Annotated in this window: 25 protein-coding genes; 11 read left to right on the top strand and 14 right to left on the bottom strand. The window is 68.5% G+C overall.

Features of this window, described 5'->3' with window-relative positions; translation table 11 throughout:
• Window positions 1-27: 27 nt before the first annotated feature.
• Window positions 28-183: a hypothetical protein gene (locus OHB49_RS45925; protein WP_443079596.1), complete on the bottom strand. Its 156-nt coding sequence runs from the start codon at window positions 181-183 to the stop codon at window positions 28-30.
• On the opposite strand from OHB49_RS45925, the gene OHB49_RS36055 reads away from it, so the two are divergent.
• The 3 genes from OHB49_RS36055 to OHB49_RS36065 all read left to right on the top strand — a co-directional run bounded on the left by OHB49_RS36055 (window position 182) and on the right by OHB49_RS36065 (window position 2,050).
• Window positions 182-646, top strand: coding sequence for a class F sortase (locus tag OHB49_RS36055; protein WP_078853063.1), 465 nt, complete (start codon window positions 182-184; stop codon window positions 644-646). The two genes, OHB49_RS45925 and OHB49_RS36055, sit on opposite strands and share 2 nt — an antisense overlap.
• A 68-nt stretch (window positions 647-714) precedes the next feature.
• Complete coding sequence (locus OHB49_RS36060; protein ID WP_329166751.1) at window positions 715-1,200, top strand: RNA polymerase sigma factor; 486 nt, start codon at window positions 715-717, stop codon at window positions 1,198-1,200.
• The gene (locus OHB49_RS36065) at window positions 1,184-2,050 is read left to right on the top strand and encodes a DUF4232 domain-containing protein (protein ID WP_329165078.1); all 867 of its coding nucleotides are present in this window, start codon (window positions 1,184-1,186) and stop codon (window positions 2,048-2,050) included. The genes OHB49_RS36060 and OHB49_RS36065 overlap by 17 nt, the downstream gene beginning before the upstream one ends.
• A gap of 225 nt (window positions 2,051-2,275) precedes the next feature.
• On the opposite strand, the gene OHB49_RS36070 is transcribed toward OHB49_RS36065, so the two are convergent.
• Both OHB49_RS36070 and OHB49_RS36075 read right to left on the bottom strand, forming a co-directional pair.
• A complete protein-coding gene (locus tag OHB49_RS36070) occupies window positions 2,276-4,120 on the bottom strand; it encodes a serine/threonine-protein kinase (RefSeq protein ID WP_329165079.1) in 1,845 nt (614 codons plus the stop codon).
• A 258-nt stretch (window positions 4,121-4,378) separates the two neighbouring features.
• On the bottom strand, window positions 4,379-5,119 hold the full coding sequence (locus OHB49_RS36075) for a class I SAM-dependent DNA methyltransferase (protein ID WP_329165080.1): 741 nt from the start codon (window positions 5,117-5,119) through the stop codon (window positions 4,379-4,381).
• A gap of 467 nt (window positions 5,120-5,586) precedes the next feature.
• Between OHB49_RS36075 and OHB49_RS36080 the strand changes: the two genes are divergently transcribed.
• Window positions 5,587-5,862, top strand: a complete 276-nt coding sequence (locus tag OHB49_RS36080; protein WP_030979706.1) for a hypothetical protein — start codon at window positions 5,587-5,589, stop codon at window positions 5,860-5,862.
• A 264-nt stretch (window positions 5,863-6,126) separates the two neighbouring features.
• The gene (gene qcrB / locus OHB49_RS36085) at window positions 6,127-7,767 is read left to right on the top strand and encodes a cytochrome bc1 complex cytochrome b subunit (protein ID WP_329165082.1); all 1,641 of its coding nucleotides are present in this window, start codon (window positions 6,127-6,129) and stop codon (window positions 7,765-7,767) included.
• A gap of 9 nt (window positions 7,768-7,776) precedes the next feature.
• On the opposite strand, the gene OHB49_RS36090 is transcribed toward qcrB, so the two are convergent.
• The 8 genes from OHB49_RS36090 to OHB49_RS36125 form a co-directional block, all read right to left on the bottom strand.
• Window positions 7,777-8,166 (bottom strand): cytochrome c oxidase subunit 4, encoded by a 390-nt coding sequence (locus tag OHB49_RS36090; protein ID WP_329165084.1) that lies wholly within the window; start codon window positions 8,164-8,166, stop codon window positions 7,777-7,779.
• A complete protein-coding gene (gene ctaD, locus OHB49_RS36095) occupies window positions 8,163-9,872 on the bottom strand; it encodes an aa3-type cytochrome oxidase subunit I (protein WP_443079597.1) in 1,710 nt (569 codons plus the stop codon). The genes OHB49_RS36090 and ctaD overlap by 4 nt, the downstream gene beginning before the upstream one ends.
• A gap of 227 nt (window positions 9,873-10,099) precedes the next feature.
• A complete protein-coding gene (locus OHB49_RS36100) occupies window positions 10,100-11,593 on the bottom strand; it encodes a hypothetical protein (protein ID WP_329165086.1) in 1,494 nt (497 codons plus the stop codon).
• A gap of 364 nt (window positions 11,594-11,957) precedes the next feature.
• On the bottom strand, window positions 11,958-13,337 hold the full coding sequence (locus OHB49_RS36105) for a GH1 family beta-glucosidase (RefSeq protein WP_329165087.1): 1,380 nt from the start codon (window positions 13,335-13,337) through the stop codon (window positions 11,958-11,960).
• An 8-nt stretch (window positions 13,338-13,345) separates the two neighbouring features.
• Window positions 13,346-14,203, bottom strand: a complete 858-nt coding sequence (locus tag OHB49_RS36110; protein WP_052190136.1) for a carbohydrate ABC transporter permease — start codon at window positions 14,201-14,203, stop codon at window positions 13,346-13,348.
• A 5-nt stretch (window positions 14,204-14,208) separates the two neighbouring features.
• Window positions 14,209-15,156 (bottom strand): carbohydrate ABC transporter permease, encoded by a 948-nt coding sequence (locus OHB49_RS36115; protein ID WP_030979694.1) that lies wholly within the window; start codon window positions 15,154-15,156, stop codon window positions 14,209-14,211.
• A gap of 11 nt (window positions 15,157-15,167) precedes the next feature.
• Window positions 15,168-16,421: a sugar ABC transporter substrate-binding protein gene (locus tag OHB49_RS36120; protein ID WP_329165088.1), complete on the bottom strand. Its 1,254-nt coding sequence runs from the start codon at window positions 16,419-16,421 to the stop codon at window positions 15,168-15,170.
• Window positions 16,422-16,570: 149 nt separating this feature from the next.
• Window positions 16,571-16,729, bottom strand: a complete 159-nt coding sequence (locus OHB49_RS36125) for a hypothetical protein (RefSeq protein WP_329166837.1) — start codon at window positions 16,727-16,729, stop codon at window positions 16,571-16,573.
• A gap of 269 nt (window positions 16,730-16,998) precedes the next feature.
• Between OHB49_RS36125 and OHB49_RS36130 the strand changes: the two genes are divergently transcribed.
• On the top strand, window positions 16,999-17,184 hold the full coding sequence (locus OHB49_RS36130; protein WP_329165090.1) for a hypothetical protein: 186 nt from the start codon (window positions 16,999-17,001) through the stop codon (window positions 17,182-17,184).
• An 18-nt stretch (window positions 17,185-17,202) separates the two neighbouring features.
• Window positions 17,203-19,458 (top strand): alpha-xylosidase, encoded by a 2,256-nt coding sequence (gene yicI, locus OHB49_RS36135; protein WP_329165092.1) that lies wholly within the window; start codon window positions 17,203-17,205, stop codon window positions 19,456-19,458.
• A gap of 114 nt (window positions 19,459-19,572) precedes the next feature.
• On the opposite strand, the gene OHB49_RS36140 is transcribed toward yicI, so the two are convergent.
• Window positions 19,573-20,364 (bottom strand): hypothetical protein, encoded by a 792-nt coding sequence (locus OHB49_RS36140; RefSeq protein ID WP_329165093.1) that lies wholly within the window; start codon window positions 20,362-20,364, stop codon window positions 19,573-19,575.
• 235 nt (window positions 20,365-20,599) lie between these two features.
• On the opposite strand from OHB49_RS36140, the gene OHB49_RS36145 reads away from it, so the two are divergent.
• A complete protein-coding gene (locus OHB49_RS36145; RefSeq protein WP_329165094.1) occupies window positions 20,600-21,037 on the top strand; it encodes a cytidine deaminase in 438 nt (145 codons plus the stop codon).
• A 52-nt stretch (window positions 21,038-21,089) separates the two neighbouring features.
• Window positions 21,090-21,437, top strand: a complete 348-nt coding sequence (locus OHB49_RS36150) for a MazG-like family protein (RefSeq protein WP_030979686.1) — start codon at window positions 21,090-21,092, stop codon at window positions 21,435-21,437.
• Window positions 21,438-21,563: 126 nt separating this feature from the next.
• Here OHB49_RS36150 and OHB49_RS36155 read toward each other — a convergent pair whose 3' ends face one another.
• Window positions 21,564-22,532 carry an alpha/beta hydrolase gene (locus OHB49_RS36155; RefSeq protein WP_030979685.1) on the bottom strand — a complete coding sequence of 323 codons (969 nt, stop codon included), beginning with the start codon at window positions 22,530-22,532 and terminating at the stop codon, window positions 21,564-21,566.
• Between the two features lie 404 nt (window positions 22,533-22,936).
• On the opposite strand from OHB49_RS36155, the gene OHB49_RS36160 reads away from it, so the two are divergent.
• Complete coding sequence (locus tag OHB49_RS36160; RefSeq protein ID WP_030979684.1) at window positions 22,937-23,410, top strand: VOC family protein; 474 nt, start codon at window positions 22,937-22,939, stop codon at window positions 23,408-23,410.
• A gap of 179 nt (window positions 23,411-23,589) precedes the next feature.
• Complete coding sequence (locus OHB49_RS36165) at window positions 23,590-24,351, top strand: SDR family oxidoreductase (RefSeq protein WP_329165097.1); 762 nt, start codon at window positions 23,590-23,592, stop codon at window positions 24,349-24,351.
• A gap of 37 nt (window positions 24,352-24,388) precedes the next feature.
• Here the strand turns inward: OHB49_RS36165 and OHB49_RS36170 are convergent, their stop codons facing one another.
• Window positions 24,389-25,108 carry an SDR family oxidoreductase gene (locus OHB49_RS36170; protein WP_329165098.1) on the bottom strand — a complete coding sequence of 240 codons (720 nt, stop codon included), beginning with the start codon at window positions 25,106-25,108 and terminating at the stop codon, window positions 24,389-24,391.
• Window positions 25,109-25,180: the final 72 nt, after the last annotated feature.

Below are 25,180 nucleotides of genomic sequence, written 5' to 3' on the forward strand. Positions count from 1 at the left end.
CTTCGCCCCGCCCTCGCGTCGGCTCCGTCACCGTACGGCGACCGTGCTCACTGCCGCCGCTCTCACACTCGTCTGCGGCTGTACGCCGACTGCACCCGCCCCCGAGGCATCCTCCAGCAGTGCCGCGTTCTCCGCGCCGCCCGGCACCACCCCCGCGGCGCCGTCGGCAGCGGTCCGCGCCATGGCGCGCTCACTCCCCGAGCGGCTTCGCATCCCGTTGATCGGCGTCGACACCGCCGTGATGCCCCTGGGCCTGCTCGCCGACGGTGAGGTGGCCGTACCGCCGATCGCCGCACACGCACCCGCGGGCTGGTACGACGGCTCGCCGACGCCCGGCCAGACGGGGCCGTCGGTGATCCTCGGTCACGTCACCGTCGGCAGGTACGGGGACGGGGTCTTCAAGCAACTGCCCCGGTTACGTGCGGGCGACCGGGTGTCGGTCACCCGCATGGACGGCTCGGTGGCGACGTTTTCCGTGGACTCGGTGCAGACGGTGGCCAAAACAAGATTCCCGACGCAGCGTGTGTACGGGAACGTCGACCACCCGGCGCTGCGTCTCATCACCTGCGGCGGCACCCGGGTCGGCGCAGCCGGCGGCTACTCGGACAACGTCATCGTCTACGCCTCGCTGGTCGCCGCGTCGTGAGCGGGGAGCAGGCAGCCGCCTTGCCGGGCGGCACGACGGGTGTCACGACAGGAAGGAGGCGAGCGGCCATCCGGTCCCAGGAGCGCGCGGCCTCCGAACTGTTCGCGGCCGTCTACCCGCGGCTGGCCGGCTGGGTGCGCCGGCTGGTGGAGGACGACGAGACCGCGCACGAGATCGCCGCGGAGGCGTTCACCCGCCTGTGGGCGCGCTGGGCCAGGGTCGAGGAGCCCAGCGGTTTCCTCTACGTGACCGCGGCGAATCTGGTCCGCGACCACTGGCGCAAACTGGAGCGTGAACGCGGGGCCATGCGCCGTGTCTCCGCCCAGGAACAGCAAAAGCAGCACCACGAGACCGATCCTTCCGTACGCATGCTGGTGCAGTCGCTGCCCGCGCGGCTGCGCAACCCGGCTCTGCTGTACTACTACGCCGATCTGCCGGTACGCGAGGTGGCCAGGCTGCTGGGCCGCAGGGAGGGAACCATCAAGGCCGATCTGCACGCGGCCCGCGAACTGCTCCGCGCCGAGCTCGGGGGACACCATGACCGGATCGCCTGACGACCGTGAGGACGGCGACCTGACCGGACGGCTGGATGCCGACCGGCCCGACCCGCTGGAGCCGCTGCTGCGCCCGCCGGCCACCTACCTGGTCACTCCGCCCGGCGCCTTCCACCGCATCCGCCGCCGGGCCGCACGCCGCAGGCGGGCCCGGGCGGTGATGGTTGCCGCGGCCGCCGCCGCGGTGCTCGGCGGGGCCCCGTACCTGGTCGGGGCGATCTCCACGAACGGTGGCGACGAGCTGGTCGTACCCACCGCCACCGGTACGCGGACCGGCCCGGGACCGCACTCGCACTCGCCCAGCCCCGCCACCCCACCGTCCAGTACTTCGCCCCCGACCGTCCCGACGCCCACCCACCGCCCGCCGGGCGACCCGTCCGCCGGCACAACCGGCCCGTCCGGCCGCACAGTCGGCCCGTCCGCTCGCACGCCGGGGACCTCACCGATGTGCACCGCTTCGCAGCTCACCGTCTCGCTCGGCGGCGGCGACGCGGGTGCGGGCAATCTCTACCGGTACCTCGTGCTCACGAACCGCACGTCCGGTGCGTGCCAGGTCTCCGGCTACCCGGGGCTGTCCCTGCTGGACGCGGGCGGAGAGCAGATCGGCGCGCCGGCGACCCGCGACCGCAAAACGTACGCACCGGTGGTCCTGGAGCCCGGCGGCTCCGCGAGCGTCACGATCCACACCATCAACCGGCAGGGGGAGTGCCTGCCCACGTCGGCGCAGTTGCGGATCTATCCCCCGGGCGACACCGCCTCGCTGGTGATCCCGGGAGAGATCACCAATTGCGACGACCGATTCAGCGTCACGCCGTTCGCCGCCGGCACGTCAGGGAACCCGTCGGCCTGACGAAGCGGCACCCGATCGGGCATCCAGGCTTCGCACCCCGACTGCGGTACTGTGCTGCCCGCCCAAGTGGTTGAGGATGCAACTGATGCTGGTGCGGCGGGGCAGCAGCGACGAGAGGGCGACGGGCTGTTCAGGCGACGGGCTGTTCAGCTGCCGGCTCATCGGCGAGCCGTTCGTGGCAGCGCCGCGCCGCGCGCCGATCGACCAGGGATTACGGGACAGCACTCAGGCCGCGTTGCGCCACACCGTCACGTCCAGGGTGGCGGACGTCGTCCCCGACGAGCCCCGATACGTCACGAGCCCCACGTGCCCCGTACCGCTGATGACGCACATCTGCTGGCCCAGGGCCAGGTCCTTGACCCAGATGTAGCTCTTGTAGCCGGTCGCCGCCCTGCACGCCTCCAGGCTCCCCTGCCGCCCCGCGGGCAGCAGGGCAAGGGAGCTTCCGGAGGTGGTGCCGGGGGCGAGCACCGCGCCCGAGGAGTAGACGGCGTACGTGAGATCCTCGTCAGCGCTCCCGGCGTCCGCCTTGGACCGCACTGGGGTGTCCGTCAGATACAGGTCATGGCTCGCCGTCATCCGGATCCCGGTGTACGTCACCGAGGCAGGGGCTTTCGGGGCCGCGGGCTTGCTGGGCGCGGCGGTCGCGGGAGCCGGGCCAGCGGCCCGCGTGGGGGTTGCGGGCCCCGAAGGGCTGGGCTGCGGAGCGGGCTTGGTGGGCTTGGGCGTCTTCGAGGCTTCGGCGGAAGGGGAGCCGGACGTCGACGGCGGCGCCTCGGCGACAGGAGCCGACTGCGACACGGCCGCGTCCTGCGCCCGGTGGTCACTCTTGTCGCCGTCGGCCGGGACGAGCAGCAGCGCGGCGGTCGCCCCGCAGGCGACGAGTACGACGGCGGCCGCCGACAGCATCCAGACGCGGGCCCTGCGGCCCGTGCGGTTCGCGGCCACCGACGCGGTCGCGGCACCGGCCGGATCCTGTGGCTGCGGCCCGCGCGGCGGAGCGTACGCACCCGGCACGGCCTGAGACCCCATCACGAACGGCCCCGGCAGGACGGCATGGGACGGCTCGGTGGGGGTGTAGCTCCGCGCGGGCCCGAAACCGCCGGGGCCGTGCGTGCGTGGGTCCGCCCCCGCCCGGGCTTGATCGGCCCCTTCGGTCCGAGCCGCGATCCCCGCCGCCAACTCACCCGGCAGCCACGCTCCGGACGTGAACCGCACATCGTCACCGCGAGTCGCCCGGATCGTCTGAACCGAGCGTATGACCGCCTCGACGGAAGGCCTCTCGGCGGCGGGCTTGCGCAGACACCGCGCCACCAATTCCCGTATCTCCCCCGGCACATGGCTGAGGTCGGGCTCCTCGTGCACCACCCGGTAGAGCACCGCGTGCGGTTCCCCGTCCCCGAAGGCGGCACCGCCCGTCGCGGCGAACACGGCGGTCTGTCCCAGCGCGAACACATCGGCCGAGGCGGCGGCCTCCCCGCCGAGCACCTGCTCCGGCGCCATATAGGCGACCGTGCCGAGGGCCGTACCGCTCTGCGTCACCGACGTGGTATCCGCAGCCCTCGCGACACCGAAGTCGATGACACGCGGCCCGTCCGAAGCGAGCAGGACGTTCGACGGTTTGAGGTCCCGGTGCACGATGCCCTCGCGGTGCACCGCCTGCAGGGCCTCCGCGACACCGGCGATCAGCCGCAGCACGGTGTCGACGGGCAGTGGCCCGTGGTCACGCACCGCATCGGCGAGGGACGGCCCCGGCACATAGGCGGTCGCACACCACGGCATGGACCCCTCGGTGTCGCTGTCCACGACCGGAGCCGTATAGAGCCCGTGGACCCGGCTCGCCGCCGCCACCTCGGCCCGGAACCGCTTGCGGAACTCGGCGCTCTCGGCCAGCTCCGGACGGATGACCTTGACCGCGACGGCCCGCCCGCCCGGCGTGTGCGAGAGATAGACCCGCCCCATGCCGCCGGACCCGAGCCGCGCCATCAGCCGGTAGCCGCCCACGATCCGAGGATCGCCGTCCTCCAGCGACTGGAAATTCGCCGTGTCCGGCCCACCGTTGCTCAACACGCGCCACTCCACCCCCGTGATCCGCTCTGTGGCTCCCATTGCATCACGCGGCCCTCGCGTCCCGTCCCAGGGTCCGTCGAGTACCCGTCAGGAGAACGCCGCCGGCCACGGGCCGCGGCGAACGAGGTGCGGGGCACCACGCCACCTGATGTCACGGGAGGCGACCGTACCGCCTGGTACGACAGCCAAGGCGCCGGTGCGGCGTTCGGATCCCCATCGTTCACGGCCCGGCCGGCGGACGGGGCGCAGGGGATCGACTCAGGCCGGCTTGCGCCACACGGAGATGTGCTTCGCGGAGTCCTGGGCGAACGGCGCCCTGTCCCAGTCCGCGACGCGCAGTTCCAGCTCCAGCCCCGCGATCCGTGCCATGAGGTCGAGTTCCGCCGGCCACGCGTACCGGTGCCGGGAGCTGCCGCGGCGGTAGCGGCCGTCGTCGCCGTCGCGGGTGAGGTGGTGCGAGACGAGGATCTGTTCGACCAGGTCGAAGGTGTCGAAGCCGAGATGCCGCTCGGAGACGTCGAACGGTACCGCGACCTGTCCAGGCGGCAGGAACCGCAGTGGCGGCACGCCCAACTCGATGACGAACCGGCCGCCGGGCGTCAGGTGCCGTGCGGCGTTTCGGAAGCACTCGACCTGCTCGTCCTGCGTGAGCAGGTTCGTGATGGTGTTGTAGACGAGATAGACCAGGGCGAACTTGCCGGGGACGGTGGTCGTGGCCATGTCCCCGAGTGCGACCGGGAGGGCGTCCTCGTCGATCTTGCCTCGCAGAACCGCTGCCATGTGTTCGGACAGTTCGATGCCCACTACCGGCACGCCGCGTTCCCGGAGGGGGACGCCCACTCGTCCGGTTCCGATGGCGAATTCCAGTGCCCGGCCGTCTCCGGCGAGTTTGGCGAGGAAGTCGAGAGTCGGACCGAGAACAGCGCCCGAGGACATCTCGTGTTCCTCTGCGTCGTAGCGGTCGGCGGTCGCACGGGTCCACAGCTCACTGCTCGTCACGAGCGGTCACTTTGCCGGGCGCGACGGGGCGCTGTCGACGTATTTACCTTCCACCGGCTCCGGGTGCGATCCGGAGACACGCTCCCCGGCAGCTACCGCCACGGCGAGCTGCTCGGTGCGTGCCTGACGTACGGCTTGTTCGCAGCGGGAAGGCAATCGGACGGCCACCGAGGACGCCGCGCGCGCCTCCGGAACTGTCCGCGTTTGACCCATCGGAGTGAAGTTGACCGGCACTCCCGAGTACGCCAGAACTCCCTGGATGAAGGGGAGATGAGAGAAATTCACCCGCCGTGCCGACTTGTGGTCCCCATCGGGCGAACTCTTCTCAGAGGATCCTCATCCTGGGCGCCCGGATGCAGTACCGACGGGGCGGCGCGCCGCGATCCCTGGCAGAACCGGTCTGAACGAGGGCCCGGGACATGGTGATTCCGCGCCGGAACGTCCGGCGCGGAAGGGACGAACGAACAATGAATCTCACCATCAAGCGCGCCGTCGTCACCGCGGTCGCCGCGATCTCGGTACTCGCGGGATCGGCGACGGTCGCGAGCGCCGCCTCCCCGCACGGCGGCCCGAAGCATCACTGCAAGCACGAGAAGTTCACCCAGCACGAGAAGTTCACCCAGCACGGGAAGTCCACCAAGTTCCGCCACGGCGGCCGGCAGCACCACACGCTGCACCTGAGGGGCCACCGACTGCCCGTCAAGTTCCTCGTGAAGAAGGGGTTCGCGCTCAGGTCGCATTGATTCCGGCACTCTTCACGGCGCCCCTGTGCGAGCTACGCACGGGGGCGCCGCCGTGTCCCGAGATGGCAGGGGGCGACAGCTCTGAACGGCGTCTGCCATGCGCTCGCCAGTGCCATGCTGGCGGACGCGAGAGAGCCAGGTCGGCCGATCAGGTGCCGATACCGCGATTCTGCGTAATCCCTTCGAGTAATGCGTTACTCGTAAAGGGCGAACCGGGACAATAAGGGACGGGTGGTGGAAAGGAGACCGACGGGAGAGTGGTGCATGCCCCTGCGGAAACGTAAGGCGCAGCTGAAGACCCGGGCCGGGAAGGCGGCGGTCAGTGGATACGGTGCGATGGATGCGCGCCTGCCCGTCAGCGAGCTGGCCAGGCAGTTGCTGCGCAAGGCCTTTCCCGACCACTGGTCCTTCCTCCTCGGCGAGATCGCCCTCTACTCGTTCGTGGTGCTGCTCCTCACAGGTGTGTACCTCACCCTGTTCTTCGACCCGAGCATGATGGAGAGCGTCTACACCGGTTCCTATGCGCCCCTGCAGGGCGTGAGGATGACGCAGGCCTACACCACCACCCTCGCCATCAGCTTCGACGTGCGCGGAGGGCTGCTGATCCGTCAGATCCACCACTGGGCGGCACTGGTGTTCGTCGCCGCGATCGCCGTCCATTTGCTGCGGATCTTCTTCACCGGCGCCTTCCGTAAGCCGCGGGAGGCGAACTGGGTCGTGGGCGTGACACTGTTCGTACTCGCGCTCCTCGAAGGATTCGCGGGCTACTCGCTGCCCGACGATCTGCTTTCCGGTACGGGCCTGAGGACGGCGGCCACCATTGTGGGGTCGATCCCGGTCGTCGGAACGTACGTGGAGCTGTTCGTCTTCGGAGGGCAGTTCCCGGGCGACGACGTGATCCCTCGTCTGTACGCCGTGCACATCCTGCTCGTGCCCGGCCTGATCGTGGCGCTGATCACCGTTCATCTCATGCTGGTGGTCTACCTCAAACACACCCACTGGGCGGGGCAGGGAAAGACCAACAAGAACGCTGTCGGCCCACCGGCGTTCCCGCACTTCACCGCGAAGACCACAGGTTTCCTCCTCATGGTGTTCGGCGTACTGGCCCTGCTGGGCGGGCTCGCCCAGATCAACCCTGTTTGGAACTACGGTCCTTACCGTGCCGACCAGGTTTCCGGTAACGCACAGCCGGACTGGTATGTCGGGTTCCTGGAGGGCGCGCTCCGGCTGATGCCGCCGTGGGAGACCAACATCGCGGGTCACACCGTCATGTGGAATGTGTTCATTCCGACGCTCGTGCTGCCGGGCGTGGTCTTCACACTGCTGTTCCTCTATCCCTTCTTCGAGCAGTGGGTGACGGGCGACCGCAGGGAACACCATTTGTGCGACCGGCCGCGCAACCGGCCGACCCGCACCGGGCTCGGCGTGGCGGCCATCGTCTTCTACGCCGTTCTCCTGGTCGCCGGCGGCAACGACGTCGTCGCCTTCTCGTTCAGGGTTTCGATCGAGGTCATGACCTGGATTCTCAGGATCGCGCTGATCGTCGCCCCGGTCCTGGCGTTCGCGCTGACAAAACGCCTCTGCCTCGCCCTTCAGATGAGGGACCGCCGTCGGCTGACCGAGGGCGAGGAGACCGGCCAGGTGACCCAATCGGTGAACGGCGACCTCTCGGAGAGCCACCGCGCCTTGAGCCCGACAGCCCGCTACCGCATCTTGATGCGTGATGTCCCGACGCCCCTGGAGCTCCCTGCGGAGGGCCCGGTCTCGCGTCGGCGACGGCTTCGGACCGTACTGAGCGGGTGGTACTACAGAGACCTCGTGGAGCTGCCCGCCACGGATGAGCAACGGTCCCGGATCGCCGAGCGGACCGCGCCGCCGGAGCCGGTTCGCGAGCCCGAGGACTGAGAGTCGCCCTCAGTCCTGCACGCGCGCGTACTGGAAGACCATTCCGAACACTCCCGCCAGGGCCAGGCCAAGCCCGATCAGGAAGAGCCACAGACCGAACACCACACCGAGAGCGAGCACGGCCATCCCCATGGCTGTCAGCGGCGGCCAGATGCTGTGCGGCGAGAAGAAGTTCACCGGGCCGGACCGCTCATGGATCTTCCCGTCTCCGCGGTCCTCGGGTCGCGGTCCCTTCCTCCGGTAGTTGGTGGCGAAGAAGAACGCGACCAGCAGCGCCATGAGGAACGAGATGGTGAGCGCCGCCGTTCCTGTCGGATCCCGGGACCACACGGCGTAGAGAACGTCGGTCACGAGAAAGAACCCCGCGACTCCGGCGAAGAGAATGGCCTCGGTCTTCATTCGCCCGCCTCCTCCTCAGCGCCCGAGATGGAGCGGGACCCACCTCGGCCGAGGCCCGGCTTGTCCTTCAGGGGGTGGTGCAGGTCGAAGGCCGGCGAGTCGGAACGTACGCGGGGCAAGGCCCGGAAATTGTGCCTCGGGGGTGGACAGGAGGTCGCCCACTCCAGGGAACGGCCGAACCCCCACGGGTCGTCCACTTCGACCTTCGGTGCGTAACGGCTGGTGTGCCACACGTTGTACAGGAACGGCAGTGTCGACAGACCCAGCACAAAGGAGCCGATGGACGAGATCGTATTGAGCAAGGTGAACCCGTCCACTGCGAGATAGTCGGCGTAACGGCGGGGCATTCCGGCTTCCCCCAGCCAGTGCTGGACCAGGAAGGTCAGTTGAAAGCCGACGAACAAGGTCCAGAAGTGGATGCGCCCGATGCGTTCATCCAGCATGCGTCCGGTGAACTTGGGCCACCAGAAGTAGAAGCCGCCGAACATCGCGAAGACCACTGTGCCGAAGAGCACGTAGTGGAGGTGGGCGACGATGAAGTACGAATCGGTGAGGTGGAAGTCCAGCGGGGGCGAGGCGATCAGCACCCCGCTGAGTCCGCCGAGGAGAAATGTCACGAGGAAGCCGATCGCCCAGAGCATGGGTGTCTCGAACGTGATACTGCCGTGCCACATGGTGCCGATCCAGTTGAAGAACTTGACACCGGTGGGCACGGCGATGATGAACGACATGGCGGAGAAGAACGGCAGGAGCACGGCTCCCGTGGCGAACATGTGATGGGCCCAGACAACCGCCGAGAGCATGGTGATGCTGATCGTGGCCATCACCATTCCGAAGTACCCGAACATCGGTTTCCGGCTGAACGCGGGAATGATCTCGCTCACCACTCCGAAGAAGGGCAACGCGACGATGTAGACCTCGGGATGGCCGAAGAACCAGAACAGGTGCTGCCACAGCAGTGCCCCGCCGTTGGCGGAGTCGAAGACGTGCGCCCCGAACTTCCTGTCGGCTTCGAGGGCGAGCAGCGTGGCAGCGAGCACCGGAAACGCGAGCAGCGCGAGGATCGAGGTGAACAGAACGTTCCAGGTGAAGATCGGCATCCGGAACATGGTCATACCGGGGGCGCGCAGGCAGACGATCGTAGTGATGAAATTGACCGATGCCAGGGTCGTGCTGATCCCGGACAGCACCAGGCCCATGGTCCAGAGGTCTCCGCCGGCGCCGGGCGAGAAGACGGCACTGTTCAGCGGGGCGTAGGCGAACCAGCCGAAGTGTGCCGCGCCGCCGGGCACCACGAATCCGGACACCACGATGATTCCGCCGAACAGGAAGAGCCAGTAGGTGAGCGCGTTCAGACGAGGGAAGGCGACGTCGGGTGCGCCGATCTGCAGCGGCATGATGGCGTTCGCGAAGCCGCCGAACATCGGCGTGGCGAACAGCAGCATCATGATGGTGCCGTGGATCGTGAACAGCTGGTTGTACTGTTCCGCGCTGACGATCTGAAGTCCTGGCCGCGCCAGCTCCGCTCGCATGAGCATGGCCAACACTCCGCCCAGCAGGAAGAACCCGAACGCGGTGACCATGTAGAGATTGCCGATGACCTTGTGGTCCGTGGTCGTCAGCCACCCCATGACTCTCACACCGGCACTGATGCGCTTGTTGGCCACCGGCTCGGCCGGTGGGGCTTCCTGCAGGTCCTGCGCCATCGGTTCTCCGTCCCTACCGGTTGACTCGATGGTGGCGCCTGCCGGCAGGGACGGCCGCACGACTGGCGGTGTCACCCTCGAATTTCACCGGATCACCGGTGCTCCGAGCGGGTGCCCGGAGTTCCGCCCGGTGCCCTCAGCGGATCTCGTGCACCGGGCGAAGACCGATGTGGGCCACGGAACTGATCGGTGGCGGCCCCATTCCGCTCAGCCGGCACCGCGGGGACTCATCGTCGGGGGGACGCCACGTAGACGGCGAGGTCCGTGCCCCCGCGCAGCGGTGGCACGTTTTCGGGCCGCCAGGCGCGGGCGTAGGCGGGTGGCTTGTGCCCGGGAGCCACGATCACCGCGACAGGCGTGTGACGGGCTACCGCCCGCAGACCGTCGGTGGTGATGCTCCCGTCGTGGCCGCCGATCTGTCGTGACGCGCAGCCGGCGTAGTAGCCGATCGGTACCGCGTCGAAACCGGTGACCACGCAGGGTGGGCGTACCCCCAGAAGGTGCAGCCGGTCGGCGATCGCCGTGTACTCCTGCCGCGCCACCCGGCTGCGGGCGACGACATGGCCGAGTACCCAGTACTGGACGGCGAGGTGACCGGCCAGGGCGTACGCGAGCAACACGGCGACCGACGGCCGCCACCCGGGGCGGGCGGAGGTCAACAGCCCGCGCAGGCACTCGGCGACGGGGAGCGCCAGCAGAGCGTAGGTGGGAAGCAGGAACCGGGGGGCAGCGTAGTCGATCATGAACAGGTAGGGCGTCGCCATGGACGCCGCGACCAGGGTCGCGAGGACGGCGGCGGAGCGGCGCCGGCCGGCGGCGATGATGCCGCCCGCCGTGAACAGCGGCAGCGCGAACCACCACGCCGCGGTGACCGGGTGCTTCCAGGGCACCTCGCACGGGCGGCACAGGGTCCGCCCGTCCAAGGCTCGAATCTGATCGTCGACGGCGAGATGTCGGCCCAGGCCGCCCTGAATCTCGCTGGCTCGGTGCAACCGGGCGGTCACGCCGCCGTAGTGCAGTTGGGCCTCGATGATCCACGGTGCCGAGCCGAGGAGAAGGGCGGCCACGAGCACGGCGGGTACGGCCGCGCGCCGCCAGCCCGGGACCGCCACGGCCGCCACGGCCAGAGGCAGGACCAGGTAACAGGCGTCCGAGGGTCGCATGAGGGCGACCAGAACCACACCCGTACCGAGGCCGGCGAGCGCCTTGCCGTCGGTCCTTTCCCTGACGGCTCGCAGGAAGCAGCCCACGGCGGCCAGCGACCCCAGGGCGCACCACAGGTTGGGCATCGCCATCGGGCCGTAGTACAGGGTGATCCACAGCCCGGCGAACATCGCGCCCGCCCCGGCGAGAACCGCGGGTGGCAGAAGGCGACGCCAGACCCACAGGGCGACGAAGAGCCCGAATGCGGAGCACAGCGCCAGATACACGTGCAGCGCAGCCGTGGAGGAGGTCAGCGCGGCCACGGGCGCGACCAGATACGAAATTCCCCGAGCCCGGGGAGCGCTGAAGAACGCGGCGGGAACATCCCGGCTGACCTGACTGACGTAGACGGTCTCGTCCCAGCCGAGTCCCGAGCCGGGCACCACCAGCACCAACTGGACCAAGGCGAAAGCGGCGGCGACGGACGCCAGCCAGGGAAACGGGCGGCCGTACGCGTTGTCGGCACCGGAAAGCCGCATCTGCGCCACTCGCGGGCTGACGGCGAGTCGGTCGGGCATGGATCAGTCCTCCACGGCAACGGACAGCGGGCCGGGCTCTGTGCGTCACTCTGTGAGCGCAAGGCGCAACCGGCCAACGTTGATCGGCCATGTGGAGCACACGCCGTGCCGGGCGTGCGGTGGAGGAGTGGCTGACAGCAGGCGGCCCACCCAGCGATCACGGGGTCAGCCGTCGGGCGGCGAGATGGGTCTCTCGCTCTCCGGCGCGGTGAACCTGTTCGACCCGGAGGCGGTCGTCCTGGGCGGGATGTTCCGAGGGCTGATGCCGTGGCGCGGTGGGCCCGGTTCACCGCCCCGGTGGTGCACGAGGACTCGATCGCCGGACAGGCCTGCATCAGGCCTGTCCGGCGATCGAGGACATCGTCTAGGACCGGTGCGCGGCGATCAGCCGCTGATACCAGCGGTAGCTGTCCTTCGGAGTCCTCTCCTGGGTGTCGTAGTCGACCCGGATGATCCCGAACCGCTTCGCATAGCCCAGCGCCCACTCGAAGTTGTCCAGCAGAGACCAGACGTAGTAGCCGCGCACGTCCACACCGGCGTCCATCGCCGCCTTCAGAGCCGTCAGGTGACTCTCCAGGTAGCCCACCCGGTCGGCGTCATGGACGGCTCCGTCCGGGCCGACGGTGTCGAACTCCGCGGAGCCGTTCTCGGTGATGTGCACCGGCGGCAGGGCGTCACCGTACGTCCGCTTCAGCGCGGTCAGCAGATCGGTGAAGGACTCGGGGACGACCGGCCAGCCCATCGCTGTGCGCCGGACGCCCGGGTACTCCGTCTCGGTGTACCGGTTGTCCGTGGCGACCCGCAGCGCCGGGTCGGCCTCTCGGTAGGGGGCGGCGGCGACCACGATGGGCCGGTAGTAGTTGATGCCCAGGAAGTCCAGCGGCTGGGAGATCAGCTCCAGGTCGCCCTCACGGCGGAAGTCCTGCGCGGTGATCAGCTCGCCCCAGGTCTCCTCACCGGTCGCCGGGTAGCGGCCCGCGAGGATCGGCTCGGTCCACACCAGGTTGTGCTGGGTGTCGGCGCGGACGACGGCGGCGAGGTCGGCGTCCGATTCGGTGGCCGGCACGTTGCGGTCCAGGTTGAGCGTGATCCCCGCCTCGCGGACACCCGCGGCACGCAGCGCCTTCATCGCCAGGCCGTGACCGACGAGCAGATGATGCGCGGCGGCCAGCGCCCCGGTGCCCTCCTTGGCACCTGGTGCGTGCCGGCCCACGGAGTAGCCGAGGAAGGCGCTGCACCACGGCTCGTTGAGCGTGATCCAGCGCGGCACCCGGTCGCCGAGGTGCTCGGCGACGATCGACGCGTACTCGCCGAACCGCTCCGCGGTCTCCCGTACCCGCCAGCCGCCTCGGTCCTCCAGCGCCTGGGGAAGGTCCCAGTGGTAGAGGGTGGCGGCCGGCTCGATGCCCGCTTCGAGCAGCGAGTCGACGAGCCGGGAGTAGAAGTCCAGGCCCTTCTGGTTGGCCGGCCCGCTGCCGTCGGGCTGGATCCGCGGCCAGGCGATGGAGAAGCGGTACGACTCCACTCCCAGGTCGCGAAGGAGCGCGACGTCCTCGGGGTAGCGGTGGTAGTGGTCGCAGGCCACGTCACCTGTGTCGCCGCCGTCCGTCCTGCCGGGCGTGTGACTGTAGGTGTCCCAGATGGAAGGGCCGCGGCCGTCCTCCTGCGCGGCGCCCTCGATCTGGTACGAGGCCGTTGCCGCGCCGAAGACGAATCCGGGCGGGAATGCGGGGAACTCACTCATCACGGACCTTACTTGACGGAGCCACCGGAGATACCGGCAGCGATGTACTTCTGGGCGAGGACGAGCAGGATCGCCGCGGGGATCGCGGACAGCACGGCCGCGGCCATGACCGAACCCCAGTCACCGACGTGCGCGCCTATGTACTGGTAGATGCCCAGAGTGATCGGCTTAACGTCGTCGGTGGTGTTCAGCGTGAGGGCGAACATGAAGTCGCTCCACGCGTACAGGAACGAGAACAGACCGGCGGTGATCAGCGAGTTGCGGCTCATCGGCAGCACGACCTGGACGAAGGTACGGAAGCGCCCCGCACCGTCGACCTCGGCGGCTTCGATGACCTCGCGCGGGATGGCCACCATGAACGAGCGCATCAGCACGATCGCGAACGGGATGCCCAGCGAGGAGTCCGCCAGCATGAGGCCGAAGTACGAGTTGACCAGCCCGAGGTCCACGTACGCGCTGTAGAGGGCGTTGGCGATGACGATGCCCGGGACCATCTGGGTGATGAGCGTGCCGAAGACGATCATCTTGGTGCCCGGCAGCTTGAACTGGGCGAGCGCGTAGGCGGCGGGCGCGGAGATGGCCAGACAGATGACGACGGCGCCGAGTGCGACGGCCAGCGAGGTCAGCAGGTTCGTGCCCTGCTCGCCGATGGCCGAGCTGAAGCCGGACAGGTCCAGACTGTGCGGGATCGCGTCCACTTCCAGCAGCCCGGACTCGGGTTGCAGCGCGGTGTTGATCATCCAGTAGAGCGGGAAGAGCATCACGCAGAGGATGACGAGGCCCGCGATCATGGAGCCCCAGCGGCGCTTCGGCCTGTTCCGGTCGGCCTGCGACGGGACAGCGGGGGTGTGGGTGATGGTCGCCATTCCGGTCACTTCCCCTCGTTGCGGTTGGCCCGCAGGTAGAACACCGCGAAGACGGCGGATATCAGGATCAGGATGTTGCCGACCACGGCACCGGCTCCGAAGTCCAGGGAGACGAAGGAGTTCTGGTACGTCAGGGTGCCCAGGGTCTGCGTGGAGTCGGCGGGTCCGCCGTCGGTGAGGGCCAGGATCAGGTCGAGGATCTTGACGGTCGACATGAAGCCGAGCACCAGGACCACGGTGATGACGGGCTTGAGCAGCGGCAGGGTGATCGACCGGAAGGTCCGCCACGCGGAGGCGCCGTCGAGCGCGGCGGCCTCGTACAGCTCCTTGGGGACCTCTTGGAGCCCGCCGTAGAGGATCACCATGTTGAACGGGATGCCGATCCAGATGTTGACCAGGACGACGGAGACCAGGGCCATGCTCGTGCTGGTCAGCCACGGGGTGTCACCGAGGCCGAAGATGCCGAGGAAGGAGTTGAGGACACCGGTGTCCTGGTCGAGGATGCGCCGCCAGACGATGCCGGAGACGACCATCGGGACCAGCCACGGCAGCAGGATCAGCGAGCGCAGCACGCCGTTGAGCGGGAACCGTTTGGTGAAGAACACCGCCAGCGCCAGGCCGATGCAGAACTGGCCGATCAGCGAACCGATGGTGAAGAGGATGGTCTGCAGGAGAGCCTTGCCGAACAGGTCGTTCTGGAAGACGTTCTTCCAGTTGTCGAACCCGTTGAACGGGGCCTTACCGGTGAAGAAGGTGGACGGCGAGTAGTCCTGGAAGCTCATCACGACGTTGCGGACGAGCGGGTAGCCGAAGAACAGCAGCATGAACACGACCGCGGGGGCGAGGAAGCCCCACTGGGCGAGTTTCCTGCGGCGCTTGGCCCTCAGCGGGTCAGGAGTCCTGGTGCTCGTGGCGATCGGCGCGACGGGCGCGGGAGCAGTGGTGGTCGACATGTTCAGTTGCCTCAGTTCCCGCTCTCGACACGCTGCTGTGCGTGCTTGAGGACGTTCTCGCTGGACTGGCCGGTGAGAGCGGCCTGGAAGGCGCTCTGCAGAGCGAGCGACACCGAGGACCAGCCCGCGCCGAGCTTGGCGGTGCGCGACCGGGCGGTGGCCACCTGATCGGCCAGCGAGCTCAGCTCGGGAACCTTCTTGCGCCAGGTGTCGGCGGCCTTCTGGTTGGCCGGGATCATCCAGCTGTTCAGCGCGTAGGTGATCTCTTCCTGCTCGCTGGTCATGCAGTTGATGATGCGGGCGGAGGTCTTCTCCCGGGCGGTGTCACCGATGTCGGGGATGGTCAGCATGCCGCCGCCCAGCGGACCGACCGAGTCGTCGCCGGCCTCGGGGACGGGGATCTGCGCGATGCCCCAGTTGAGCCCCTTCTTGGTGTTGAGGGTCTCGACCTGCCAGGGACCGTTGATCATCATGGCGGCGTTGCCGGCCATGAACTGGTCGTTGACGTCCGCCTGGGTCCAGTTGACCGTGGACTTGGACAGCGAGCCGTCCTTGAGCAGCGCCTTCCAGTAGTCCAGCGCCTCGACGACCTGCTTGCTGCCGAGATCGGTCTCGCTTCCGCCGTTGGACCACATGAACGGCGTGAACTGGTAGACGCCGTCCTCCGCGCCGCCCGCGCTGAGAGCGATGCCGTACCGGCTGCCCTGGGTGAGCTTCTTGGCGCTCTCCTGCATCTCGGCCCAGGTGGTGGGCACTTCCAGGCCGGCCTTGTTCAGGATGTCCTTGTTGTAGAACAGCGCGAGAGTGTTCACCGTGCGCGCCGCGCCGTAGTAGGTGCCCTTGTACGAGCCGTAGTCGAAGATGCCCCGGGGTATGTCGTCGGTGGAGACGCCCAGCTTCTTGAGGTCCTTCAGTCCGCCGGTCTCGGCGAACGTCGGCATCTCGGAGCCGTCGAACTGGATGATGTCCGGGAGCGACTTGGAGGAGGCCATGCGCAGCGACTTCGTCATGACCTGAGCGGCCGGAACGCTCTGCTGCTCGATGGTGATGCCGAGCGCCTTGCTGCACCGCGACAGGGTGGCGGCATCCCAGCTGTGGTACGAGTCGTCGGTCGAGGAGTTCAGGACGGTGTACACATTGTCGTCCCGCTGCTGGCCACAACCCGAGAGAGCCGTGCCGGCGACGATCGCGGAGACGACGGTGAGCGGGACGATGACCCGCCTGTTGCGACGACGGCGCAGGCCGTCCGGTGAAGATGCTGTCACGTGCGTGCCCTTGCATGAGAGGGGTGCCGGCCCGGCGGGACCTCGCTGTCCCGGCCAGGAGATGCATGCGCCTCGGTACGGGTCGGCAGGTCCGTAGCGGGCGGGACGGGGTGTCCGGCGGCAGTACGTCGCCGCACACCCCTGCGGGCTCAGCGGACGACGAGCAGGTGTTCCCTGGAGAGCTGGTCGGCAGTGGGCTGCGCGAGCTCGTCGAGGCGGGAGGCGGCCAGTGCCACCTGGACGGCCGGGTCGGCGCGGAAGGCCAAGGTGAACTTGTCCGCGTAGGTGGGAGTGAAGCGCTTCGACATCTTCTGCCTCTTGTCGACAAGGGCTCGGACGGCTGCGCCGCCGTCCGATCGATTTGTTGGCTGGCAGTACTAATACGGCATCTTGACGTCTGTTTCTAGAGCATCCATGTGACACACACGTCACATACAGACAACCTGACCGCCCTCCATGAGGAGTCTGTGCTGGATCGGGGCGGGTTCGGAGGGTGTCTGCGGGCTGTCGAAGCGCTTCGACAAAATTTTTGTTTTGTGTACGATCAAAATCGGGCTTCATAGGAACGAGGTACGTCATGCCGCCGCGACCAGCCACGAAAGCGGCCACCGCACCGGTATCGGCCGCCCTCGGAGTGGACAGCTCCGCCCAGTCCACGAAGGCCGCGATCGTCGACGTCCCTGGCCGCTACGGCGCCCGCGAGAGCTCCCGTGACCCGGTTGCCCGCGCCACCACCCCGTCACTTCTGAACACGCACTCCTGACCGGCTAAGGAAGACCCCATGAAGTTCACCGACGGCTTCTGGCAGATGCGAGACGGTGTGCACGCCTCGTACGCCACCGAAATCCGCGCCCTCCAGCTCGGCGCCGACCGCCTCACCGCCTACGCTGCCGTCAAGCGCGTCGAACGGCGGGGTGACACCCTCAACGCGCCCCTGATCACGGTGGAGGCGTACGCGGCCGCCGAAGGCGTCATCGGGGTGCGCGTCACCCACCTCGCGGGCAAGCGGCACCCCGGGCCCGACTTCGCCCTGCCGGGCGCGACCGAGACGGCTGCCGCCACCACCCGTACCGTGGGCCGGGCCGCCGAACTGACCAGCGGCCCCCTCACCCTGCGGCTGCCCACGGAGGGCGCCTTCGGCCTGGAGTTCCTGGATGCGGACGGCCACCTGCTGACCTCCGCCGGACACAAGGGCACCGCCTTCGCCACCGTCCAGGACGGCGGCCACCACATGTTCGCCCAGCTCGCCCTCGGAGTCGGCGAAACGATCCACGGCCTGGGCGAGCGCTTCACCCCGTACGTCAAGAACGGCCAGGTCGTCGACATGTGGCAGGCGGACGGAGGGACCAGCAGCGAGCAGGCGTACAAGAACATTCCGTTCTATCTCTCCTCGCGCGGCTACGGCGTCTTCGTCAACCACCCCGGCAAGGTCTCCTTCGAGGTCGGCTCCGAGGCCGTCGGCCAGGTGCAGTTCAGCGTCGAGGACCAGACGCTGGAGTACTTCGTCGTCGCAGGTCCCAGCCCCAAGGAGGTCCTCACCCGCTACACCGCACTCACCGGACGTCCGGCCCTGCCCCCGGCCTGGTCGTTCGGCCTCTGGCTGACCACCTCGTTCACCACCTCCTACGACGAGGCGACCGTCACCTCCTTCGTGGACGGCATGGCCGAGCGCGGCATCCCGCTGTCGGTGTTCCACTTCGACTGCTTCTGGATGCGCGAGTACCAGTGGTGCGACTTCGAATGGGACCCGAAGACCTTCCCCGACCCGGTCGGCATGCTCGCCCGGCTCAAGGAGAAGGGCCTGAAGATCTGCGTGTGGATCAACCCCTACATCGCGCAGAAGAGCCCCCTGTACGCGGAGGGCGCAGCGAAGGGCTACTTCGTGCACACGCCCGGGGGCGACATCTGGCAGTGGGACCGCTGGCAGGCCGGCATGGCGCTGGTGGACTTCACCAACCCCGAGGCGACCGCCTGGTTCCAGAACAAGCTGAAGGTCCTCCTCGATCAGGGTGTCGACGGGTTCAAGACCGACTTCGGCGAGCGCATCCCGACCGACGTCGTCTGGCACGACAACGCCGACCCGGAGCGGATGCACAACTACTACACGCACCTCTACAACAAGGCCGTCTTCGAACTCCTGGAGAAGGAACGCGGCCAGGGTGACGCGGTCCTCTTCGCCCGCTCGGCCACCGCCGGCGGCCAGCAGTTCCCCGTCCACTGGGGCGGCGACTGCTGGTCCTCCTTCGGCGCGATGGCCGAGTCCCTGCGCGGCGGACTGTCACTTTCCCTGTCCGGCTTCGGCTTCTGGAGCCACGACATCGGCGGCTTCGAAGGCACCCCCGACCCGGCCGTCTTCAAGCGCTGGCTCGCCTTCGGCCTGCTCTCCTCGCACAGCCGACTGCACGGATCCTCGTCCTACCGGGTGCCGTGGGAGTTCGGCGACGAGGCGGTCGACGTAGCCAAGCAGTTCACCGAACTGAAGCACCGCCTCATGCCGTACCTGTACGGGGCAGCCGTCGAGGCCCATCGCACCGGTGTTCCGACGATGCGCCCCATGCTCCTGGAATTCCCCGACGACCCGGCCACCCGTACCGTGGACCGCCAGTATCTGCTGGGCCCGGACCTCCTGGTGGCCCCGGTCTTCAGCGAGGGCGGCCAGGTCGACTACTACGTCCCGGAAGGCACCTGGACCCACCTGTTCTCCGGTGAGACGGTCACCGGCCCGGCCTGGCGCCACGAGGTCCACGGCTTCGACAGCCTCCCGCTGCTGGTCCGCCCGGGCGCGGTCCTGGCCCTGGGCGCGGACACCTCCCGGCCCGACGGCGACTGGCCGGACAACCTGGAGTTGCGGGTCCACGCCCCCGAGGGGATCGGCGACTTCACCCGCACGGTGACGGTCCCCGACCTCACGGGCGCGCCTGCCGCGACGTACGAGGTGGTCCGCGAGGGCAACACGGTCCGTGTCACGGCGGACACGGACCGGCCCTACAAGGTGACGGTCGTGGGTGAGAGCGGCCTGAACGTCGTGAAGGCCTGACGCCGCCGACCGACGTGCCGGTCCGGCCCTCAACCGTGCGTAAAGCCGGATCGACCCCGGCGCACGTGGCGAGGGCCGGGGCCGGGTGCGCCCGCTCGAGGAGCATGCGAGCCGTCATCTCGCCCGCCTCCACCACCTTCTGGGGGCAGTTGCCGGAGTGCCGGATGCCGTGGACGACGACGGGTCGGGCAACTCCCTCACGGCGGAGCGGATCCCGTCGAATGTCGCGAGCGGATGCCGTGAGCCGACCGCGGGCAGGACGACACCGAGGCAGACCAGCTTGAACCGCTGCTCGCCGAGCGGAACCCCGACGAAGGCAGGCGCCCCGACGCACCCCACGGGAACCGTGTCGTTCCACCACAGCCGCCCGTCGTCCGCGCCCCGCACGACGTTCCCGACGACGACGGCCTGCGGCCGGTCCGTCCGGTCCGGCCCGACGTCGTGCCCCAGGACATACGCGGGCACCGGCTCCGCCCCGACGGCGGCGACGTCCTCCGCCCTCGCCGCCAGCCCGTCGGTGATCTCGTCGGTCGCCCACTCCCACCGCTTGCGGCGGGCGAGCGCGTGCAGCCCGCCGGTGGGCATCACCGCGACACCGGAGTCACCGAGAGGCGTCCACTCCTGATCGAACTTGATCATCGCGATGGCGTTGGCGCTCATGGCCGACTCGGACAGCTCGGGTCGCAGCCGCACCTCGGCGATGTCGTACTGCGTCATCGCCCCGGCGGTCACCAGGTACTGCCGGACCGTCTGTGTGTCGCCCTGCTTGTCGACGAGATCGTTGAACCAGAACGCCGTACCGAAGTCTTCCCCACGATGGGCCTGTTGGTACGGGAGCGTGGAGCGGCGTGAGTTGCCGAGTATGGACTCGATGATCGCGTCGTGAAAGACGGGGGCTTCGGACATGAGGCCGGACCCTAGCCGAACGCCCTGGTCCGGTCACCTCATATCCGGAGCCTCGGTGGGCGTAGCGCGCAGGGGCGCCTCACCGATATGCCGACGGGTACGGGGGACCGGCGGTGAAGCGGCACGCGGCGGTGCCCGTCGATTTCACGTCGGAGGACATCAGCGTGCCGATGCCCGCCTCCGTACCATCGACACCCGGGCCGACGTCGCCCGACACCACCTGAAGGCAGAGAAGATGACCACACGGACAGACTGCGTCGACCACGAACTGATCCGGGCTGCGGCTCACGTCGCCGGCACACGCTGCCGCGGCGACAACCACACGATGGCGGCTGCGGCCCGCGCCGGAGACGGCCGGATCGTCACCGCAGTGAACGCCTACCACTTCACCGGAGGCCCGTGCGCGGAGCTGGTCCTCATCGGCACGGCTGCCACCCAGGGCGTCTACGACCTGGACACCATCGTCGCCGTGGGCGACCGCGACCGAGGCGTCGTGCCCCCGTGCGGCCGCTGCCGCCAGGTCCTTGTCGACTACTTCCCCGCCCTCAAGGTCATCGTCGGCACAAGCACCAGCCTCAGAACCATCTCCATCACCGACCTGCTTCCCGAAAGCTACATCTGGGCGGACCACCAGCTCGACACCGAGGAAGGCGCATCCCTCGGCACGAGCTGACACCCCAGACGGTTGCAGGGTGAACATGTACGGACGATCCGAGGGGAACCCGATGCAGGACGAAGCATGGAATCGCGTGGAGCGGCTGCGGACCTGGCTGGACGAGAACGCCGTTCAGGTGTCGGACAGCGATGTGCGGCTGCTGCGCGTACTCAAGATCGGCGAGGAGTTCGGTGAGGTCGCCGAGGCGTTGCACGGCGTGATGGGCGCCAACCCTCGCAAGGGGGCGTCCCATACGTGGGACGACGTCAACAAGGAGCTGTGCGATGTCATCGTGACAGGCATGGTCGCGCTCGCGTCGTGCACGCCTGACGCGCGCAAGCTCCTGGACGAGCGGCTGCGACACCTGGTGGATCGTGTGCTGCCTCCGAGTGGTGGAACTGGATCCGACGTGGCGTGAGAGGACATGCGTGACCCAGGCCGACTGATCACCGGATCCGTATCCGGAGCATCGACCGGTCGGTGACGTACAGGTAGATGAGGGCCCGGCTCTTTTCCGAGCCCTCTTCACGCACATCTGCCGACGTCAGGCGGCGACGCTCGTGCGCAGGGCGTCGATGGCGAGGTGGCGCGCGACGTTGGTGGCGTTGCAGTCGCGGAGGCTGTCGAGCATGAGGAAGTCGTGCAGCATGCCCTCGACGCGCACTGCGGTGACGTCCACGCCGGCTTCTCGCAGCTTCGAGGCATAGGCCTCACCCTCATCGCGCAAGGGGTCCGCCTCATCGGTGATGACCAGGGTGGGCGGCAGGCCCTTCAACTGATCCAGGCTTGCCCGCAGGGGTGCGGCATAGGGCTCCTTTCGCTGGCTGGGGTCCGCGTACTGGTCCCAGAACCACATCATGCCGTCGCGCGTGAGGTAGAAGCCGTCGGCGAACTGCAGATAGGAAGCCGTGTTGAAGTCGGCGTCCGTGACGGGGTACAGAAGCACCTGGCCCTTGACGTCGATCTCTCCGCGGTCCTTGGCCATCAGGGCGAACACGGCAGCCATGTCTCCGCCGACCGAGTCGCCGCTGACCGTCAGCCGCGAGGCGTCCAGGCCGTGCTCGGCGCCGTGCTGGACGATCCAGGAGCCGACCGCGTAGTTCTGCTCGATCTGGGTCGGATACTTCGCTTCCGGTGCCCGGTCGTAGACCGGGAACACGCAGGCCATATCCGCGCCTGTCGCCAACTCACGGACCAAGCGGTCGTGCGTGTTCTCGTCTCCGAGCACCCAGCCTGCGCCGTGGATGTACAGCATGACAGGCAGAGGTTCGGTCGCCCCGGTCGGCTTGATGATGCGCGTACGCACCTGCCCGTACCGGCCGGCGTCGATGGTCACCCACTCTTCGTCGATGTCGGGCTTCTCGACGCCTTCTCCGGTCTGCAGGCCGGCAAGGATGTCACGTCCCTGCTCGGGCGGGACCTCGTAGATGCGCGGGTGGGGGCTGGTCGCGTCGGCCAGTTCCTGGGCAGCCGACTCGAGACGGGGAGGGGGAGGATCAGGCAGGTCAACCATGGAAGTGCCTCCAGGTCGGACTCGCCGGAGCGAATCCATTCGCTCGTTGCCTACTCATCCGTGTTCTCACGGAAGGGACCGGTGTGCAAAGGGATCTTCCGTGAGAACACATAAGGACAGCAGGCGCCACGGCCAGTAGTTGATTCGCGGGCGAGACGAGCCGAACCCGCATGAAGATCGCGTGCGCAGACGGCTCCCGCGATGAACAGGGGCGTGCAGTCCGTCACCGGCCTGGGCACAGCGGTGACCGGTACCCACGTCGGTGGGCGTGGTACGTCGACGTGGTGGTCAGGTCGGCGGGTCGGGACGGCCACCGACGCTGCCTCATGTGAGGATCGCCGCACGTCGAACCGGCGACGCACAGGGTGCGGGATTCACCGACGTCAAGAGAGAAAGACATCCGCATGGATCTGAAACTCGAAGTCATCGTGCTGCCCGTCTCCGACGTCGATCGGGCCAGGAGTTTCTACGAGGCGGCGGGCTTCCGGATGGACATCGACCACGTCGCCGGCGAGGACTACCGGGTGGTGCAGTTCACGCCGCCCGGCTCCGAGTGCTCGATCATCCTGGGCAAGGGGGTCACTTCCGCCGCGCCCGGCTCCGCCCAGGGCCTGTACCTCATCGTCTTCGACATCGAGGAGGCCCGCGCGGAGCTCATCGGTCGGGGCGTCGAAGTGGGCGACGTGTTCCACGATGCCGGAGGGCTCTTCCACCACGGTCACGAGGCCGGAGAGGTCTCCTACGGCGCCGGGGACGAGGGACGCGTGGGTGGCCCGCACCCCGATCGTGCCGACTACGGCTCCTACGCCACCTTCAGCGACCCGGACGGCAACGGCTGGGTGCTTCAGGAAGTGAAGAAGCGGGCCCCTGGCCGCTGACACCACGTCAGTGACCCAGGGTGCGAAGGGGCATGGAGTGCAGGCAGTCGGGTTGGCAGGCCGGCGATCTGCGGCCTGGAGCGCGACTACAGAACCAGAGACTGATACCCGGAGGTACGGATGACGGGGAGCAGACCCCATGGCTGTGGCATGACCGTTCTCGGCAGCGGTGGTTCGTCATGACTGCCGCACCCAGCGATCCCGGCACCCGGCGTCGGCCCGACCTCGCCGACCAGACCGTCGTGGTGATCGGCGCCAGCGCGGGTATCGGACTGGAAACCGCCCGCCAGGTACGCGCACGCGGCGGCCAGGTCGTCCTGGTCGGCCGCAACCCCGAACACCTGCAGCAGGCTGCGCTCGAGCTCCACCCTCTTGGCACTGCAGCGTTCGACGCCACCGACACCGACCGTCTCAAGCAGTTCTTCCAGGATCTGCCCGGCCCGGTCGACCACGTGATGGTCACAGCCGGCGGCCCCTTCTACATGCCCTTGGAAAACATGGACCTCGCTGCCGCCCGCCGCGCCTTCGAGGAGCGCCTCGCCATGACACTCGCGGTCGCCCTCTACAGCCGTGACAAGGTCCGGGCCGGAGGCACACTGCTGTTCATCGGCAGCACCGGCGGTCGGCGCCCCGGTATCGGCATGGCCGTCATGTCCGCTGTCACCGCGGCTCTGCCCGCCCTCACCGCGAACCTGGCGCTCGAACTGGCGCCGATCCGGGTCAATCTCATCGCTGCCGGATTCGTCGACACGCCCCTGTCGGCCTCGCTCCTGGGTGATCAGCTCGATGCCCGGCGCGAGGAGCTGCGCGCCACGCTTCCCATCCGACGGGTCGTCGTCCCGGCTGACGTGGCCGCTCTGGCCGTACACATCATGTGCAACGACGCGCTCACCGGCGGAACGTACGACGTCGACGGCGGCCAGCAGCTCATCTCCCACTGACCACCAGGGAGGAGCGTCTCCGGGGACGGCAAGGAGATCAGATCAGCGCCGGGCGGCCGACGAGTTGTGGATACAGTGCCTCCGGGCCCCTGGGAAGCACTGTCTGGACCTGCTTGCTGACGTCGTCGGCGAGCACCTCGTACAGTCCGGCCTCGACACCGTCGAGGGTCGCGCGGGCCACCATGACGGGATCGGCCTTCGGACCGGTCAGATGCGCGACCATGTCCGTCGCCATGTAGCTGACGTGCAGGGCGGTGACCTGCGTGCCCTGCTCCGCAAGAGCCACCCGCAAGGCGTTGGTCACCGACCATTCGGCGGCCTTGGCCGCGGCATATCCGGCGCTGGCCGGGATCGATATCCAGGACAGCACGGACAGGACATTGACCAGCGCGCCGCCGCCGTTGCCTCCGAGAACGGGGGCGAAGGCCCTGCTCATGGCGAGGGTGCCGACGACGTGCGTCTCGAATTCTTTCCGGAACGAGTCCAGGTCGGACTCGAGCACGTCCGCCCGGGTCGTCGAACCGGCGTTGTTGATGAGGAGCGTCACGTCCTGGGCCTGGGCGGCTGCCGCGCGCACGGATTCGTGGTCGGTGATGTCGACTGCGACCGGGATCGCCCCGGGCACGGTGACCTTTCCGGGGTCGCGGGCTCCCGCGTAGACCTTGGCCGCTCCGGCATCGAAGAGCGCCCGCACGAATTGCTCACCGAGTCCGCGGTTCGCTCCGGTGACGAAAGCGACAGAGCCTTGAACCTTCATGGGAGAACCTCCCCGGCGATGGGTTGCAGGGCCGAAGACCGGCCGTCGCGACGCGCGCCACGGCGCAGCGCG

This window comes from Streptomyces sp. NBC_01717 (assembly GCF_036248255.1).
Taxonomy (GTDB): Bacteria; Actinomycetota; Actinomycetes; order Streptomycetales; family Streptomycetaceae; genus Streptomyces.